Genomic DNA, 18,752 nt, shown 5'->3' on the forward strand with positions numbered 1-18,752 from the left:
CCCCGGTCGTTCACGAACAAGCCCGACCTCTACGACCGGGGCGGCTTCACCGCGGTGGTCGACCTGCGGACCGGCCAGGTGACCAAGCTGGGAGTCACCGCCTCGCTCGCCTACTTCAACCCCGGGTGCGGCGCCGACGACCTCGCCGTTCTGACTCAGGCGAAAGCCCGCGACGACCAGGGGCGAACCCGTCTGGCGATCGTCGACGCACGCCGCAGTAGGGTCGCCGCGCCGCCGGTCGAGCTCGACGGGCAGGTGACGTCGGCGATTCCTCTTAGCCGGACCGAGATCGTCGCGGCCAAGGGCGCACACGTCGTGCGGGTCGACGACCACGGCGCGGTCGCGATGGTCGCCAAGACCACCGGTGTGCCCTTTCGGCTGACCGCCGACGCCGACGGCGGCGTGGTGCTCCTGGACCGCATTCCAGCGGCAGCACCGGGCAGCAACGCGATGCGTACGCCCACCCCGTCGACGGCGGGAACCCCCGCACGGGACGAACTGGTCGCGCTGCGCCTGAGCCGCAAGCAGCTCGCGCAGGGCGGCTCGCCCCGGTCCGGCTCCACCGACGCCACGGTGACCAAGCCGGCGGAGATCGCCCGCGGCGCCTTCGGCGACTTCAGTCTTGCCCCGGCCGCGCACGGCACGATCGCGATTCTCGGCGCGGCGAAGGTCCGAACCTCGGCGGGCTATCTCAAGCACGTCCCGGAGGTCGCGCCCGGCGCGAGCGCCAGCACCACGGCCGCGGCCTTCGTCCACGACGTCGACTGGACCGAGGGGCGCGTCCCGCAGGCCGGGGGCGAGACAGCCCCGATCGAGCTGTCACTCACCGTCCCGGCCACTGACGAGACGGTCCGGCTGGGCATCGACCTGGCCCACCCCACGACCGCCGGGACTTCACCCGACCAGGGACCTGCGCCGGTCGCCGGCACCGCGACCGGCGGCTCGAAGCGTGGCACCGGTAGCCCTGACACCGCGGCACGCGCGCCGGTGACACCCGGAGACGAGATCTCGCCGGCGCTGAACCTCATGTCGATGACGACCACGGCGGGCGGCCTGGTCGACGACGACCTTTCCGAGTCCGCCGGTGAACGTACCTGCGGGGTCGCCCGCAACGACCACCGGCGGCAGGCCATGCAGCCGAAGCCGCGGCAGGTCGAATGGGCGGTGAACCAGGCGATCACGGGGAACCTCGACACGCTGTGGAACCCCACGGGTGTGGACGGCTGGCGTACCCGGGTCGAGCTGGGCAGCACCAAGCCGATGCAACTCTTCCCGACACCGCCGATCGCTGGTTGGCCCACGAGCACCGTCCCGGCGCAGGTCGTCCTCGGCATCGCCATGCAGGAATCCAACCTGTGGCAGGCCGCGAGATACGCCATGCCCGGCGTCACCGGCAACCCGCTCATCGGCAACTACTACGGCATCGACATCTACAACAGCGACGAGGCCGACGACTGGGACATCTCCATGGCCGACGCGGACTGCGGCTACGGGGTGATGCAGGTGACCGACGGGATGCGGATCGGTGAGCGCACGTATCAGCAGCAACACGCGATCGCCCTGGACTACGCCTCCAACATCGCCGCCGGACTTCAGATCCTCGTGCAGAAGTGGAACCAGACGTACGGGGCCGGCCTGATCATCAACAACGGGAATCCGCGGAACATCGAGAACTGGTTCTACGCTGCCTGGGCGTACAACTCGGGTTTCTACCCGCAGTCCGAGAGCGCGAAGAACAACGGCGCCTGGGGGGTCGGCTGGCACAACAACCCCGCCAACCCGAAGTACGACCCCGAGCGCGCGCCTTTCCTCCACAACAACCACTTCTCGGATGCCCGCTACCCGAACTGGTGGCCCTACCCGGAGCGGGTCATGGGGTGGGCGGCTTGGCCCATGGGGATGTACGAGGCACCCGGTAAGGAGGTGCCCGCGTTCCGCGGTGCGTGGTGGAACACCGAGACCTACCGGTACGCGGTGAAGCCTCCGATGGACGCCTTCTGCGACGCGACGAACCGGTGCGCCAAGGAGTTGGTCGGTACGTTCCCATGGAGTCCGGGCGGACCGGAGGTTCCCGGGCCCTGCCTGAGCACCCAACAGGGCAGCCCCGACTATCGGTGCTGGTATCACCGACCGGTGCAGTGGAAGAACTGCAGCTACGAGTGCGGGTACGAGTTCATCCGATTCCCCGCGGACTGGCCGGAGGAGGCGAACGGCAACCCGTACCCGCCGAACTGCAGCCGCAGCGCATCCGCGTCGGGAAATGCTGCGCCGCCGGGTGCGTACATCGTCGACAACGACGTGAACGGTGTTCCCTCCGTCCGCCCGTGCGCGGACATCGCGAGCGATGGCACCTTCAAGATGAGCTTCGCCCGTGACCCCAACGGCACGATGCCGTCCAAGGTCGATGTCCATCAGCTCGGCGCCGGCTTCGGCGGGCGCTTCATCTTCAGCCACACGAGATCGGGTAGCCCCGGAGGAATCCAGGACCGCCTCGAGGCGGTCGGCACCTGGACGCTGAACCGCACCGTGAACGGCTGGATGCGGGTGGTGGTGCACCTACCCGACCACGGTGCCCGGACCCAGCAGGCCAAGTACACGATCCACCTGGGCGACGGACGCTCGACCGTGCGCTACCTCAGCCAGAAGCGCAAAGCCAACAACTGGGTCTCGCTGGGCACGTTCGCGTTCAACGGTGTGCCGAGCGTGAGCCTCACCAACGTCACCCTCGACGGCGACGGGACCGAGAACGTCGCGTGGGATGCGGTCGCGTTCCAACCGTTGAGCCGCGAACCCGTCAAGGTGGCCGTCCTCGGTGACTCCTACTCGTCAGGTGAGGGGACCGGCGACCCGGCGAGCTCGGGGCCGGCGGGCTACTACGCGGAGACCAACACCGACGGTGGTGATCTGAAATGGCAGAACTCGTGCCGGCGCAGTCCCGAGGCGTGGGCGAGAAAGCTGGTCTTGCCTGGCATGGGCGAGTCGGTGGGCGCACTGGAGGACCGGTGGAGTTCCGACGTCGAACTGGGCTTCGTCGCGTGCTCCGGGGCGGTCAGCGAGCAGTTGACGGTGCCCTGGTACTCCCGCGTCTCCGCTGCTCCCGGCGGGTACCGCGGTAAGGGGCAGTGGTCGGAGTATCCGCAGGTCTACTCAGGGGTCCTGAACCAGGACACGGACTACGTCATCCTGACGATCGGCGGAAACGACGGGGATCTCTTCTCGAACGTGCTCACCACCTGCGTGACCCAGCCGTTGTGTGCGGAGTCCCCGATCTGGGACACCGTGTACGACCAGCTCGACGACCACACCATCCCCGACACCGAGAAGCTCCTACGCAAGATCCACACGCAGGCGCCGAACGCCAAAATCGTCCTCGCGACCTATCCGACGGTGTTCAGGATCGACGACGCCGAGCCCTGCTGGGTCGAGCCCTGGGAGCTGACCAAGATCCTTCCGCTGCAGGCGTACCTGACGCGGAGCCAGGGAGACCTGATCCTCAAGTTGTGGGCGACCGACGGGTTGAACGTGACATTTGCCCCCGTCGACGACCGGTTCCTCCGGCACGACGCCTGCGAGCCACTGGGTTTCAACTGGATCAACGGACTGACGCTGGCGAAGCAGGGAGACGGCGACGACTCGCCGGCGAGCATGGCCTCCTTCCACCCGAACGACCAGGGCACCACCGCGTACGCGGCAGGGATCAGCGCGGCCCTGGCCGCCCCGGTGCCCAACGTGCCGTGGAACCCGATCCCGCCGAGCCCGGGCCCGTAGTGCCACGACCGCGCAGCTATCTTGGCACCGCTACCGACCAGTCGGACGAGAGCGCGACCGCGCAGCGGATCAGGAGAGCCATGAGGCTGTACGCCGCCCGGAACAGGTTCGGCGCGCTGCCAACGACGACGGCTGGCGTGGAGCGTGCGTTCACCATCTTCATCACCGGCGTCCGCCTGGGCACCGTCGCCCAGATGGTCCCGACCCTCTACCCGGGGATGCAGTCATCCCCACGGCCAGGCCTGTACCTCACGACCTGGCTGGCCGCGACCTTCGCCGCACTGGCGGTGAGCGTGGCGTCGCTGGTGAAGGGCCGACCACTGGGTGCCGGTTACGTTCTCGCGGACTTCGCTCTCGCGAGCGTCGTGATGTTGGTGGGGCCCTTGGTCGTCGGCCCCGAGGACCGTGTCGGCACCTGGGTGGGATTCCAGCCAGGCTACGCGCTGTCTGTGATCATCACAGCCATCGGGCCGAGATCACCGGTCGTGCTGGCGGTCGGCCTGCTCTGCGTCACCGGCAGCTACGTGGTCCACGTGTCCGGCGCCACCCTTCCGGGGCCGGGGTTCAGCACGGCCATCGGCAACGGGCTGACGTTCGTGGTCTACGCGCTGGTGTGCCGCATGTTCAGCACGTACATGCGGCGCATCGCGCGGGACGCCGACGCGTCCCGCGCCGTCGCGGCTGAGCTGGCCCGCCGCGAGGAGGAACGCCGCGCCCAGGTCCTCATGCACAACGGCGTGGCCGTGATGCGGATCCTCTCCGAGCCCAACCTCCCGGACGCGACCCGGATACGCCTGCTCGAGCATGCAGAGGTGGAGCTGCAGCGAATGCGTGACTACCTGAGCCGCCAGTCGTCGCCCGGCACGACGGCGCAACCCGCCGGTCGTCCCGACCCACATCAAACGCAGGGGGACGCGACCTCACTCGCGGACGCGGTTCGCCTCACCTGCACCAGGTTCCGAGACCTGCCGATCGAGCTCGCACTGGATCTCGGCATCGGGATCAAGATGACACCGACGCAGACCGAGGTCGTGACGCGAGCACTGGACAGCCTGCTGCTGAATGTCCGCGAGCACGCAAAGGCCGAGATGGTCGTCGTCCATCTGGACGCCGAGCCCGACGGGTCGTGGATCCTGACTGTCAACGACAACGGGTCCGGCTTCGACTCCACGTCGGCCAACCACGGGATCGGCCTTCGCGAGGTGGTGGTCGGCGAACTGGAGCGCGCGGGGTACTCCGTGGCGGTGACCTCTCAGGTGGGGGACGGCACGACGGTGACGATCACGTACGCGGCGCAGGCTGTCCCACGGCCGCCCGCCAAGCGCGCGCGGGTGGCGTCGTGAGGCCAGCCGTCGCCGTGGTCGACGACGCCTCGGTCATCCGGGAGTCGATCGCGATACTGATGTCCGAGATCCAGGTCGTGGCGGCCGTTCCCACGGTGGAAGAGCTCATGCGGAGAAGCCTCCCAGCTGATCTGGTCGTCCTCGATCTGCACCTCGCCAACGCCGCACAGCCCGACGTGCGGCAGGGCATCGCCGCGATCCGCGCGTTGACCGATGGCGGGTACCGGGTCTGCGTCTACAGCCAGGAGGAGCGCCGATTCGTCCTGGCGGCCTGCATCGCGGCGGGCGCACACGGGATCGTGTCGAAGTCGCTGTCGGCCGCCGCGGCACAGCAGCACTTCGTCGAGGTCGCCGGTGGAGGAACGGTGATTCCTCATTCGGTCATCGGACTCCTCGAGGTGCTGGTGCGGCGCAAGGCGATCACGGTGCTCACCGATCGACAGCGTCAGGTGCTGCACGGTCGCGCGCGTGGATTCAGCTACGGCCAACTCGCGAGACGCCTCTTCACGGCCGAGAGCACGCTGCGCGGATACTGGAAGGACATCACTGAGACGTTGTCGGACTACCTCGCATCTGCGACGCCTGCCGAGATCGAGCACGCGCTCGGGCTTGCGCCGGGCGACCTGCTCGAGTTCTGGCCGGACGGGGGCACGCCAACCAACTGGTGGAGGACGGCGTCAGGGTAGCCGCCCCCGCATGCGCGGGGAGCAAGCTTCCTGTTCCTCCCGCGCCGGCACCGGGGCCGGATCACCCCCGCATGCGCGGGGAGCAGACGCCGTACGGAGCGATGTTGTAGGGAGGCGCGGGATCACCCCCGCATGCGCGGGGAGCAGGGACACCGCCCGCCCCATCCGGGCGCCGGTGCGGGATCACCCCCGCATGCGCGGGGAGCAGGGCGCCCTGGCGGGGGGCATCCTGCCGCCGCTGGGATCACCCCCGCATGCGCGGGGAGCAGAGCAGCTTCAGCGCGCTGGCCAGGTGGTGGGTGGGATCACCCCCGCATGCGCGGGGAGCAGCTCGGTGCGGAGGAGCTGACCGGCGACGTCGCGGGATCACCCCCGCATGCGCGGGGAGCAGCTGACGTATCTCGCGCAGTCGTCGTCGTACTGGGGATCACCCCCGCATGCGCGGGGAGCAGTCGACGATGCTGGCCGACGAGGTCACGGTCTGGGGATCACCCCCGCATGCGCGGGGAGCAGGTACAGGTCCGCCAGTTCGCGATTCGATGGCAGTGGATCACCCCCGCATGCGCGGGGAGCAGGAAGGAGGACCCGTGAGCGAGCCAGGTATGAAGGGATCACCCCCGCATGCGCGGGGAGCAGATCTACCCGGCGTCGGATCCGCCGCTGTACATGGGATCACCCCCGCATGCGCGGGGAGCAGTCGCACGACGACCGGTCGAAAGCGATCTGGCAGGGATCACCCCCGCATGCGCGGGGAGCAGCGGCCGCGTGCTCTACATCCTGTCCGACACCCGGGATCACCCCCGCATGCGCGGGGAGCAGCGCTTGCAGAACATGTCGTCCATCCCCCCTGCGGGATCACCCCCGCATGCGCGGGGAGCAGAACCTCCACGACATCACTGCCCCTCTCAGAGCGGGATCACCCCCGCATGCGCGGGGAGCAGGTCTACTACGTGCGAGACAAGGCCACCAACACCGGATCACCCCCGCATGAGCGGGGAGCAGGTCGTGTTCCGCGCCGTCGGGGATTACACCCCGGGATCACCCCCGCATGCGCGGGGAGCAGGTCGTGAACTTCGGTGTGCGGCTGCCCGGCCCGGGATCACCCCCGCATGCGCGGGGAGCAGGTCGCGGTAGTCGGCGATCACCTGCTCGTAGCGGGATCACCCCCGCATGCGCGGGGAGCAGAGCACGTCGATCGCGCACACGACGTTCTGGGCGGGATCACCCCCGCATGCGCGGGGAGCAGTTCGGGAGCCCCTTGACGAAGCCCACGACCTTGGGATCACCCCCGCATGCGCGGGGAGCAGACTTTCTGACCTGCGCTTCTAAAGATCAAGTGTGCCGTTTTCCTTCACTTTGCATTTCAAGATCGCCACGATCCTCTGTATCTGGAGGGAGTCGGGTGTGAGTGAAGCGGCGGCAGTGCGGGGTACAGCGTATCGGGTGGCAGTGGCCAGACCTGTGTGGCTGATCGGCTGCTTGGCCGAGCAACAATGTCGCCGCCCGGACGAGCTGCAGCGTAGTGACCAATCGGCGGACCATGGCTCCCACCAACCGCTCGGCGCCTCAGCGAAACCGTAGCTTCGGACTGCCGGCGAGGATCGCCTGCAGGTGGGGCGTCAGTACGAAGCGTGCCATTGTGGGATCACCACCGGGCACGCGGAAAGCAGGCTTGCGACGGCATGCGTGGCGTTGGGCGCCAGCGCCCGTGGCCGGACACGATGGAGATGCCGTGAGGACTGTGCAGATCCGCACCTACTGCGTTCGTGCGGGGCGGTTGGACGAGTGGGTGCAGGCGTGGCGGACCCTGGTTGTGCCGTTGCGGCGGCAGTTCGGTTTCGAGGTCCACGGGTCGTGGGTGGACCGGGAGCGCGACGCCCACATCTGGGTCATCTCGTACGACGGGGACCAGTCGTTCGAGGAAGCGAACGCCGCGTACTGGGCGTCGCCGCAGCGGAAGCAGCTCGGTCTGGATCCGGCGGAGTTTCTCGTTGGTGAGGAGGTCCGCACGGTGGAGCAGGTGCTTTAGCCGCTCTGGTTGACCGGCAGCAGGTGGGCGCGGCGTTCGTCGGCAGTGAGCGCCCGGAACACCCGGTGCCGCGCGGCGTCGGTCAACGCCGCGAGGTCGGGGTTGGCGGCCCAGATGCGGGCGCTGGCATCGGCCGAGCCGGTGACGACGTACGAGCCGTCGGCGAGCCAGGTCAAGCCGGTGACCGAGTCACGGTGGACACCGATGACCTGGCCGTCGTGGTCGGCCCGGGTGTCCCAGCGGCGTACGGTGCGGTCGTCGGAACCGGAGGCGAGGTAGCGGCCGTCGGGCGAGTAGGCGATGGCGCGTACCCGGCGGTTGTGGCCTTCGAGGACCGTGGCGGGTGCGCTCGGGTCGGTCAAGGACCAGACGCGGACGGTCCAGTCCGCGGAGCAGCTGGCGACGTGGCGCTCGTCGGGTGCCCAAGCGATCCCGTCGACGTAGTTCTGGTGGCCGGAGAGCACCCGGCTGACGGCAGGGTTCTCCATGTCCCAGACGCGGACGGTGCGGTCGTCGGAGCCGGAGGCGAGGAAACGGCCGCTGGGCGACCAGGCGAGTGCGCCGACCCAGTCGGTGTGACCACGCAGGAAACCGACGACGGCGCGGGTGCGTACGTCGATGAGGTGAATGGTGCTGTCTTTCGCCCCTGCCGCGAGTCGGGAACCGTCGGGGGAGTAGGCCAACGACTCGAACTCAACGCCCCCGTCGAGCAACACCTCGGCGCTGGGGCCGTCGAGCAGGCGCAGCGAACCGTCCTGTGCTGCGACGGCCAGCCTGCCGTCGTGGCCCGCCAGTGCGGTGACGCCCGCGAGCACCGTGTGGGTGAGATCGTGACGGCGTCCGTCCCGGTGCCAGCGCCGGACGGTGCCGTCGGAGGAACCCGCCACGATGTGGCCCTCGCCGTCGACAGTCAGCCCGGTGAGGGGCGCGCGGTGCCCAGCGAGGAGGACCTGTTCGGCGCCGCGCGGATGCAGCGCCCAGATCCGGGCCGTGGCGTCGGCGGAACCGCTCAGCACCCGGGTGCCATCCGGGCTGACCGTGACGCACCAGGCCGTGTGCTCGTGCCCGCGCAGCTCGGCGACCTCGCGCAACCGGCCGATGTCCCAGACGCGGATGGTGCCATCGCCGGTGGCGAAGGCGATCCGCTGGCTGTCGGGCGTCCAGGCCACCGACCAGATGGTGTCGCGCTGGCCGCCGATGACGCTGTGCTGGGTGCCGGCGACCGCATCCCAGATCCGCACCGTGTGGTCGGCGGACCCGCTGACGATCCACCGCCCGTCGGGGGAGTAGGCGACGGCTTCAACGAGGTCGAGGTGGCCGCGCAGGGTACGCGTCGGTCGGCCGGTGGCCGGATCCCAGACGACGAGCGTCTTGTCGTGGGAGGCGGTGACCAGCCGGGACGAGTCGGGTGCCCAGTGCACGCCCCACACGTCGGCGGCGTGCCCGGCGAGGGTGCTGTGGACGGCCCAGGTAGCGGTGTCCCACAGGCGGACGAGGCGGTCGCGGCTGGTGGCAGCCAGCCGGGTGCCGTCGGGCGAGAACGCGACACCGCGCGCGCAGTCACCGCACGGCAGGACGGTGACCAGGTCGCCGCTGGCCGTGTCCCAGATCCGGACGGTGGCGTCCCTCGACGCGGTGGCAACCCTGGTGGTGTCAGGGGAGTAGGCGACGGCCTCGACCATGTCGGTGTGGCCGCGCAGTACGGCGCAGACCGTGCCGGTGTGCGCGTCCCACAATCGAGCCGTACCGTCGCGGGACGCGGTCGCGACGGAGCCTCCGTCGGACGACCAGGCAACACCCCGTACCGCGTCCTTGTGGCCGGAGACCACGGCCTCGACGTGGCTGAACGCCAGCGCGGACATCAGCGCCTGCGCGGCGGCGGGGGTGGTCGGGCACTCGGTCAACGCGGCCGTGGTCAGCAGCACGGCCAGTTCCGGGTAGCGGTCGACGTTGGTCAGCGCGTACAGACCGATCGACTCCGACACCCGACGCAGGAAGGCCGTGTCGCGGCGACGAGACGCGTCGACCAGATCGCGGGCGGCCAGAGTGTCCTGCCCGGCAGAACGCATCGCCTCCAGCCACTGCCCGGCTAACGTCAGCCGGTCCCCCGTGAGGAGATAGTCGGGGCTGCGGCCGGAGCCCTGCCAGTCGGCCGCCCACCGCTCCAACTCCGCACGCCGTTTCAGCTGCTCCGCCCTCGTCTCGACCTCCTGCCGCAGCGGTGCCCACTGCCGAAACAGCGCCTCGTGCGCCACCTGCACGTACGCGTCGCCGTCGGCGGCCGAGGTCAGCAGCCGGGCATCGGTGAAGACATCCACGATCCGACGTTGCTCTGTTGAGAGTTCGCCGAGCGGGACCCGACGCCGGGTGGGTTCCCCACCGTCCATCGACACCAGGCGCAGCAAAGTCGACAGGATCAGCTGCACGTCGTACCGCGTCCGCAGCTCGGCCAAGACGGTGTCGGCCTGTCGTGCCAGTGCGCCGGCCACCCCGCCCGACTCCTGGTACTCCTGCCGAGTGACCACGTTGCCGGGGCCAACCGCCAGGTACAGCTCCTGCAACAGATACGCCAGCAGGGGCAGCGCATCAGGGGTGCCGGTCTCCTCGACAATCTTGTTGACCAAGCCCGGTTCGAAACTCATCCCCGCCAGCCGGGCCGGCTCCTCGACCACGCGCACCAACTCGCTCGGACGGATGGTGCCCACGGCCAGCGGTGCGGCCAACAACTGCGCGTGCTCACCGGCGAGCAGCTCGGCTAGGAACTCGATACGAAGCGTCGCGACCACCCACAGCCGGCGATCCGCGCCGAGGGCGGTGGCGACCTGGTCGAGGAACAACCTCCGTTCGGCCGGGCCGGACAGGGTGACCAGTTCCTCCATCTGGTCGATGACGAGCAGCAGCCGCCCGTGCCGGTTGCCGGCCTTGACCCGCCAGGCGCGTACAGCCTTGGCGAAAGCGTTGGGGTCCGACCACATCTCGCGGAGCGCGGCCTGCCGTTGCTCACCGGCGAGGCTTGCGGCGAGCGTCGCGAGGCGTGCGACGGGTTCGCCGGCCGGGGCCAGCGAGGAGAGCACATGCCACCGGTGCCTGCGTAGACGAGGTACTACGCCGGCGTGCACCAGGGATGACTTGCCGCTGCCGGACGCGCCGGTGACACAGACGAAACGCGCCGTCGGATCGGCGGTGAGCACATGCATGCGGCGGACCAGGTCCGCGGCCAGGTCGTCGCGACCGAAGAAGACCGCCGCGTCCTGCTCGGTGAACGCCGACAGGCCCGGGTACGGGGAGCGATCGCCGTTCCAGACTGGTTTGGAGGTACGAGGGTTCTCCCACCAGAGGATCAGGGCGTTGCCGCCGATCAGCACCAGCAGCAAGATGATCAGCGCGGGGCCTGCGATGGCTTCTACCCAGGTGAAGACGCCTGAGTTGGATGCGGCGTCGGTGGCGAGGCTCGTCGTTACTTCAAGCAGGACCGCAACCACGAGCAGGGACAGTTGCAGCGTCAGTGACGAACGTCGGCCGTGCCGCAATCTTCCTCCCCATGAAGCCTGTGGACTGCCGTCCGCGGGCATTCACGGTAGTCGACTGAACGCCGACTGTGACAGGCCGGACGTCGGCGGCGTCTGAGCCGAGGGCTCAGCAGGCCGGCACTTTGCGGCAGGGACGGCAGCCGTGCTGGCCGGAGCTACCTGCGTGGGTGGGCAGCAGAACGACCGCCCTTGCCCGGCGTCCGGGATCACCCCGCGTATGCGAGGAGTAAACGGCGAAGCAGGGTAGGGCGACTTTCCTGGGTGCCGCGAACCGCTCGCACTTGGTCAGGCGGGCCTCGCAGTCCATTTGCTACAGTCGCTCGCGCATCTACAGGAAACCGGGCGAGGCGTAGCCGCCTCGACTAGCTAGTTCAAGAGGAGGAACAGTGACGATCCGCCCCAGCGTCCAGCTCTCGGTGACTCTCCCGCAGGTGGAGGTGATTTGCCTGGTGGTCTTGATCTTCTACATCATCGTGCGCATGTGATCTCTCGGTGGTGAGTGGGCCGAAGGAGACTTCCCTCGGCCCCACCCCCGCAGGGCGCGGGGAAATGATCTCCACGGCGTGCCCGCGTCGGCGAGCTATGGATCACCCCCGGCCTAGCGGGGACTATGCAGGAGTATGTCACGTTCCTGACAGGTGCCTTTGATGATGCATGTCAGAGCGGTCATCCTCGGCTGTCGTGCGCGACAATCACTGCCCGGCAGCCGCAGCTCGTCGGCTGGCAGGCAGTTTTGGCAGCGGAAGCGGGGCGGGTGAGCGTGCCTTCGGTCCCTCCGGTCTCTGAGCAGGTGGACGTAAGGATCTTCTGGGGCAAGGCCGGCACCGCCAAGCAGGGCGAAGAAACCGTCCCGCATCCCCTGATCTGCCACACGATCGACACTGCGGTCGTTGCCGAGTTGCTCTACGACCGGCTGCTCAGTGCGGCTTGCCGCGCGGAACTCAGCGCCGCCTTCGCACCGCTTGGCGGTCAACCCGCTGTCTGGGTTGGACTGATGTGTGGGCTGCACGATCTCGGCAAGCTCTCACCGGCTTTCCAGGCACTGCGGGTCGACGTCGCGGCCAAGCTCCTGCCGCCCGAGGCGGCTGCTCAGACCAGCCGACTGAGTCGCATCAGAGCGCGGGGCGGTCGTACCGACACGTTCCACGGCATCCTAACTTGCTATCACGTCCGGCAGATTCTTCTCGATTGGGGAGCAGAGCCCGACACGGCCAGGACTGTGGCGCAGGCCATCGGCGCGCATCACGGCAGTTTCTTCTCCGACCAAGTGCTGGTCAACGCCGAGTCCGCCGTTCAGGATCACGGTGGTCAGCGCTGGGCACGGTGGGCCGAGGAGTTGTTCTGCCGTACGGCGGATCTGTTGGGGCTGCCTGATCCGCGTACCGTCTCCTGGTCCGAGGTGAGGTTCGGGACCGGCGGCGCGGTCGCGCTAGCCGGGTTGACCACGGTGAGTGACTGGATTGCCTCAGGGGCGATCCGCAAGGCTACCCATGCCGGCAGTGACATCGATCTGGTGGCGTACCTCCAACTCGCTCGGGGCCGCGCGGTCGAGCAGGTCGTCGATCGTCTCGGGTGGTCCGGCTGGGCGCCGGCCGGCGACCTCAGCTTCGGCACGCTCTATGGGCAACGTCCCCGCCCTCTGCAACAGGCTTGCGAGGGTCGATTGGAATCCAAGAACCGTCCGGGGATTCTGATCGTCGAGGCGCCGACGGGGGAGGGTAAGACGAAGATCGCCCTACAGGCGACCGTCGGTCTGATCGATCGGCTCCGGCTCGCCGGGTTCTTCGTTGCCATGCCCACTCGGGCAACCAGCAACCAGATGTTCGACGAGGTCGACGAACTGGTGACGGGCTTCGACTGGGGACTCTCGGTCAAGCTTCTGCACGGCACGGCCGCCGAGCACCTGGCCGACCGGCGCGCCCGGATGGCTCGGTCCGAACCGATCAGCCCGGAGAACGTCGGCACCGACGATCCCGCCGGCAATCAGGACGCTGCCGTACGGGAGTGGTTCACCAAGCTCAAGGCGCTGCTTGCCCCACTGGCCGTGGGGACCGTCGACCGCGTACTGCAAGGCGGCATCCGGTCGCCGTGGGCCCCGGTGCCCCTGGTGGGGCTCTCCAACCGGGTGATCGTTTTTGACGAGGTACACGGCTACCAGGTGTACATGTCGACAATCCTGGACCGGATCCTGTGGTGGCTGGGTTGGCTCGGCGTGCCGGTGATCCTGCTGTCGGCGACCCTGCCCCGGATTCGCCGAGAGGAACTGCTCCGCCACTGGTACGCCGGTGCCCAGCGATCTCATCCGGACAAGGTCGAGCTGTGTCTCCCCGTGCTGAGCTATCCGCACGCGGTCTGGCTCGACGATCGGGGCGTGCCCGACGTCGTGCAGGCGGAAGCGTCGAGTACTAATGCGGATCGGCGCGTCGAGCTGCTACAGCTCGCCGATGCCGACCTCACCGGGTGGCTGCTGCGGCAGGCGCGCGGCGGCCAGGGTGTGGCAGTAGTGCACAACCTCGTCCGGCGGGTCGACCACACGGTGGAGCTGCTCGAAGCAGCAATAGGGGAGCTGCCCGAGCCGGAGCGCCCGCGGGTCGTATCTCTGACCGGGCAACTGACGGCTGCGGCGCGAGCAAAGGTCGAGCAGGAGTTGCGCGACCTCTTCGGCCTGAACGGCAGCAGGGCTCCGCAGGCCGGGTACATCGTCGTCGGCACCCAGGTGTTGGAGCAGAGCCTCGACTTGGACTTCGACGCGATGGCCAGCGACCTGGCACCGGTCGACAGCCTGATCCAGCGGGCCGGGCGGCTGCATCGCTTCCGTCGGACCGATCCGGGCGCGCCACCGACCCTCGCTCTGCTGGGTGTGACCGAGAAGAAGGCGGGTCCCGCATGGCCGCCGCATACGACGCGCATTTACCAGGACGCCGTGTTGCTGCGTACCTGGGCTCTGCTGCGGAACCGGCGGGACCTGAGGACGCCGGACGAGGTGCCGGAACTGGTGGACGCCGTCTACTCGGAACCCGACCGGATCACATCCCCAGTCGAGTGGGAGACGCGGTGGCAGCACGCGCAGGAAAAGCTCGACAAGGCGCAGAGAGCCGACCAGGACATGGCGAGCGCACTCTTCCTGCCGCCGCCGATCAAGCCGGATGCGCTGCTGGAACTCACCCGGCATCCGCGCTACACCGGTCAGACCCGTAAGCCGGACGGACGGAGCCGCCGCTATGAGTGAGTACGGCGAGAGTCGGGCGTTCAGCGACTGGGTCGACGTGGTCGTGCTGTGCGACGAGAACGGTCGGACGGTGCCGGTGACGGGCACGGTTTCCGTTGACCTCGCCGACGAGGAGATCCCACAGCACGAGCTGCTGTCCGAGTTGTTGGACTCCACGGTCCGCCTCACCACTGCTGAGGGAGTTCTGTCGGTGGTGCTCGATACGCTGCGCGCGATTCCGGTCCCGGCTGCCTTCGCCGCATCGCCCTGGCTCACCGACTCCCGCCCGATCGTGGTGCGGGACGGCGTCGGTTGTGTTGGCGGCTTGTCGGTGCGCTACTCCGACACCGTTGGCCTGCGGATCACCGGCCCGGACGCGGACCTTGACTACGACGATCAGAACGGATGAACCAGTGCGATTCAACCTGACCGAGCAGCCATGGCTGCCGGTCGTGCGAATGGACGGCACCCGTGACGAGGTCGACCTTGTCACGCTGCTGAGCGAATCGCACCGCATCCGCCGCATCCTCGGGCAGAGCCCACCGATGACCGCTGCCCTGCACCGGCTCGTCCTGGCGCTGATGCACCGGGTCTACGGCCCGGCTGACGAGAAGGAATGGGCTGAGTTGTGGCGGGCGGAGAGCCTGCCTGACCCCACCACTGCCCGGCCTGGCGAGCCGGTACCACGCCTGCAAGCCGACCGCTTCGAGTTGTTCGATGCTGAGCGGCCGTTCCTCCAGTGCCCGGCGGTGTCCGGTGTTCCGGCCTCCAGCGCTGCGAAGCTGGTGCCGCATAGGGCGGTTGGCAACAACACCACACTTTTCGATCACACGACCGCCCTGGACGAGGTGCGCCTCTCGCCCGCCGAGGCGGCCCGGTGGCTGGTGACCCTCCAGGCATACGACCCGGGCGGGATGAAGACCCCGTACGCCAGGGACAAGTCTTCCCAGGCCGCACCAGCCAACAGCATGGGAATGGTGCTAGTGGAGGGCAGGACGCTCAAGGAGACGCTCCTGCTCAATCTCATGCCATATCAACCAGGTGAAAGCCCTCGAACGACTGATGTGGACGACCGCCCTGCGTGGGAGGCCCCGCCGCCCCGTCCGGAGCCGGAGCAGCGGCCCCCGAAGGGGTGGACCGATCTGCTCACCTGGCCTTCGCGCCGGGTGTGGCTGGTGCCCCGGAAGGTTGACGGTGAGACGTACGTCGACCGCGTGGTGATCACCCCTGGCACCCGATTGTCTGGTGAGCTGGAGGACAACGAGTGGATGGCGGCCCATCGCCGGCCGAAGATCAGGGAGGCACGCAGCACCAGGAGCGGAACGACCAAACCCAAGTACGGCCCGTGGTATGCCGTCCGCCTCCAGGAACACCGGGGGGTGTGGCGGTTCAGCCAGGAGCTTCTCCTCGCTCCGGTCGGGTCCGAGGAACGGCGCTGGCAGCGACCGCTGACCCTCGACCACGTCGCCCGGATGGTCATGGACCGGGTGATTCCCCGGAACGCGGTCTACACCCTGCGGGTCTTCGGGCAGCAGCTCGATAGCAAGGGCTCGGTCGTGCAGCAGGCCATGGAGGAGACGGTCGCAGCGCCGGTGGCCCTGCTCCGTGCCGACCATCCCGTAGCCGGCCCGGTCATCGGACACAGCATCGAGCTGGCCAACCTCGTCGGCAGCGCTCTCAACCAGATGGATCGAGAGCACCGCGCGCAGTTCAAGGCGGCGGCGTCCGTTGGTCTCGACCTCGCGTATTGGCCGCTGCTCTCCGGACCCTTCGATACCTTCCTGCAAGCTCTTGCCCGAGCACTGGAGGCAGGAATCAACCCGAGGCCCGCCACTGACGGCTGGGAGCGGGCGATCTGGCGGATCGCCACCGAGGCCGCTGAGCGTTGGTCGGAGCGCTCACTTCGGCAGGGACGCAACCTTGAGGTCGCCGGTCAGTGCTACGAGCAGTTCCTCGAACAGCTCAGACACGAGATCCACACCTACCACGGCTACCTCGCCCGCTACTTCGAGTAGGAGACGCCACTCATGAACACCCCACTCACCGTGGACCAGCGGCGAGAAGCCTTCGTGCGAGGCCTCTACGCGCTGCACTACGCCGCCGACTCGGGCAGCCCGCGCAGGTCCGCCGACGCCCGTCGCACGCTGGCCCGGCTGCGGCGATCCTTCACCGGCGGGCGTCAGGAGGCTGAGGCGTACGACATCGTCTTCCCGTATGAGCCTCCCGAGCGGGAGCAGCAGCACTGGCTGCTCGTGGCCGGACTCTTCGCCCTGCACCCGCATGGCAAGACGACCCGAGGGCGTTCCCTCGGTAACGCAATGCGTGACCTGGTTGAAAAGCGTCCGTCCGCGGCGCGGCGCTTTACCCAACTGCTCTCGGTCGACGTTCCCGCGCTGCCGCACTACCTCCGGCAGGCCATCCAGCTGCTGCGCGCTGAAGACGTCGCCCTCGACTACCACCGCCTACTCACCGACATGGTCGACATGCAGGAGTCAGCGGAACAGGCGCACCGGGTCCGGCTGCGCTGGGCCAGGGACTATCACCGGCCGAAGTGGACTACCAAGGCTTTTCCCACCGTCGAGTCACAGCCGGCCAAAGGCGTTGCCGCCGAGCCGGTCAATGCCTAACCAGGAGAACCCGTGATCATTGAGTTGCATCTGCTCCAGTCATTCCCGGTGAGCAACCTGAACCGGGACGACGTCGGGCAGCCGAAGACCGCCACCTTCGGCGGCCAGCTACGCGGCCGTATCTCCAGCCAGTCCCTCAAACGAGCCGCGCGTCTGCTCTTCAATAGCTACGGCCTGGGGGCCGACGAGACCGGGGTGCGAACCAAGCGTCTGGTGGAAAGAGCCGCTGGGCTACTCAGGGACGAGTACAACCGGGACTACGAGGAAGCCGTCGGCGTGGTGTCGTCCGGCCTGCTCGCCCTGGGCTTCGGGCTCGACAAACGGCGCAAGACGCTGACCGAGTACCTCCTTTTCGTCGGCAATGAGGCGGGGAAGCTCCTCGCCGACTACTGCGAGCGTGACTGGGACCGGCTGGCCGCCGACGCGGCGGACCGGGCCAAGGCGGCCGAGAAGAAGAAGGCGGACGCCACCGAGGGGAGGAAGAGCAAGGTCAAGCCGGACAAGCCGACGCTAGAGGCAGCGGCCCGGATCCTCGATGCCAGCCGCGTCGTCGATGTCGCGCTCTTCGGGCGCATGATCGCCGACAACAAGGACTTCAGCGTCAACGCGGCATCCCAGGTCGCTCACGCGATCTCGACCCACGCCGTGGTCAACGAGTACGACTACTACACCGCCGTCGACGACCTCCAGCCGGAAGACGAGTCCGGTGCCGACATGATCGGCACGGTCGATTTCAACTCCGCCTGCTACTACCGGTACGCCAACCTGCACCTCGACCAGCTAACCGAGAACCTGCGCGGCGACACCGAACTGGTGGCGCGGGCGACCCGGGCATGGCTGGAGGCGTTCATCGACGCCGTACCGAGCGGCAAGCAGAACTCCACGGCTGCGCTGGCCCCGCCCGAGACGCTCCTGGTGGTTGCCCGTGACAAGGGCGCCTGGAACCTGGCGAACGCGTTCCTCAAGCCGGTGACCGGCAACGATCTGATGGTGACCTCGACTCAACAGCTCTTCGGCCACTTCAACCGGCTGCGTCGGTTCTACGGCGAGGACGACCTGCGGGCGGTGGTGGCCGCCTCGATCAGCTCAGATGTGGCCGGTCTCGACGAGAAGGAGGTCGCACCCAGCCGGCATGAACTGGTGTCCCGGGTGCTGGCCGCGACGAAGGTCTGACGGCAGTGTCGGTGTACTCGCTTGCGCTCTGCCTCGACGCGCCGATGCAGTCCTGGGGCACCCGCTCACGTGGCAGCATCCGCGACACCGCCCGCGAGCCGACCAAATCCGGCGTCGTCGGCCTGCTCGCCGCCGCCCTCGGCATTTCCCGCGACGATACTTCACCCCTGATCGAGCTAAGTGAGCTGCGAATGGGTGTCCGGGTGGACCGCGAGGCGATCCTCGAACGGGACTACCAGGTCACCCAGAACGTGCCGACGACGACGGGCGGCGGCCATCGCACCGCGCTCAGTCATCGTTACTACCTGGCCGATGCCGTCTTCCTGGTCGTACTCGAAGGCGAGGATGCCGTTCAGATCGACAAGATCCAGCATGCGTTGCGGGCACC

General features: G+C 68.4%; 11 protein-coding genes and 1 CRISPR repeat array. Of the genes, 9 read left to right on the forward strand and 2 right to left on the reverse strand.

Features of this window, described 5'->3' with window-relative positions; translation table 11 throughout:
- Positions 1-3,768, forward strand: a 3,768-nt coding sequence (locus tag AB0M52_RS13280; protein ID WP_363952872.1) for a hypothetical protein, incomplete at its 5' end; no start/stop codon positions are given.
- 80 nt (positions 3,769-3,848) lie between these two features.
- Positions 3,849-5,111: an ATP-binding protein gene (locus AB0M52_RS13285; protein ID WP_363952874.1), complete on the forward strand. Its 1,263-nt coding sequence runs from the start codon at positions 3,849-3,851 to the stop codon at positions 5,109-5,111.
- On the opposite strand, the gene AB0M52_RS13290 is transcribed toward AB0M52_RS13285, so the two are convergent.
- Complete coding sequence (locus AB0M52_RS13290) at positions 5,021-5,569, reverse strand: hypothetical protein (RefSeq protein WP_363952876.1); 549 nt, start codon at positions 5,567-5,569, stop codon at positions 5,021-5,023. The genes AB0M52_RS13285 and AB0M52_RS13290 overlap by 91 nt on opposite strands.
- Before the next feature lie 224 nt (positions 5,570-5,793).
- A CRISPR array of direct repeats spans positions 5,794-7,104; the repeat unit is 28 nt; unit sequence GGATCACCCCCGCATGCGCGGGGAGCAG.
- A 425-nt stretch (positions 7,105-7,529) separates the two neighbouring features.
- Between AB0M52_RS13290 and AB0M52_RS13295 the strand changes: the two genes are divergently transcribed.
- On the forward strand, positions 7,530-7,826 hold the full coding sequence (locus AB0M52_RS13295) for an NIPSNAP family protein (RefSeq protein WP_363952878.1): 297 nt from the start codon (positions 7,530-7,532) through the stop codon (positions 7,824-7,826).
- On the opposite strand, the gene AB0M52_RS13300 is transcribed toward AB0M52_RS13295, so the two are convergent.
- On the reverse strand, positions 7,823-11,356 hold the full coding sequence (locus AB0M52_RS13300) for an AAA family ATPase (RefSeq protein WP_363952880.1): 3,534 nt from the start codon (positions 11,354-11,356) through the stop codon (positions 7,823-7,825). The genes AB0M52_RS13295 and AB0M52_RS13300 overlap by 4 nt on opposite strands.
- Positions 11,357-11,966: 610 nt before the next feature.
- On the opposite strand from AB0M52_RS13300, the gene cas3 reads away from it, so the two are divergent.
- The 6 genes from cas3 to cas5e form a co-directional block, all read left to right on the forward strand.
- Positions 11,967-14,585: a CRISPR-associated helicase Cas3' gene (cas3, locus tag AB0M52_RS13305; RefSeq protein ID WP_363952882.1), complete on the forward strand. Its 2,619-nt coding sequence runs from the start codon at positions 11,967-11,969 to the stop codon at positions 14,583-14,585.
- Positions 14,578-14,973, forward strand: a complete 396-nt coding sequence (locus tag AB0M52_RS13310) for a hypothetical protein (protein WP_363952884.1) — start codon at positions 14,578-14,580, stop codon at positions 14,971-14,973. Before cas3 ends, AB0M52_RS13310 begins: the two co-directional genes overlap by 8 nt.
- A 4-nt stretch (positions 14,974-14,977) precedes the next feature.
- The gene (gene casA / locus AB0M52_RS13315; RefSeq protein WP_363952886.1) at positions 14,978-16,579 is read left to right on the forward strand and encodes a type I-E CRISPR-associated protein Cse1/CasA; all 1,602 of its coding nucleotides are present in this window, start codon (positions 14,978-14,980) and stop codon (positions 16,577-16,579) included.
- A gap of 12 nt (positions 16,580-16,591) precedes the next feature.
- Entirely contained in the window at positions 16,592-17,191 is a 600-nt protein-coding gene (gene casB, locus AB0M52_RS13320; RefSeq protein ID WP_363952888.1) for a type I-E CRISPR-associated protein Cse2/CasB, read from the forward strand.
- A gap of 12 nt (positions 17,192-17,203) precedes the next feature.
- Positions 17,204-18,364 (forward strand): type I-E CRISPR-associated protein Cas7/Cse4/CasC, encoded by a 1,161-nt coding sequence (gene cas7e, locus AB0M52_RS13325; RefSeq protein ID WP_363952891.1) that lies wholly within the window; start codon positions 17,204-17,206, stop codon positions 18,362-18,364.
- Between the two features lie 5 nt (positions 18,365-18,369).
- A partial coding sequence (gene cas5e / locus AB0M52_RS13330; RefSeq protein ID WP_363952893.1) for a type I-E CRISPR-associated protein Cas5/CasD occupies positions 18,370-18,752 on the forward strand: 383 nt, incomplete at its 3' end.

This window comes from Micromonospora sp. NPDC051296 (assembly GCF_040682255.1).
In the GTDB taxonomy this organism is placed as follows: domain Bacteria; phylum Actinomycetota; class Actinomycetes; order Mycobacteriales; family Micromonosporaceae; genus Micromonospora; species Micromonospora craterilacus.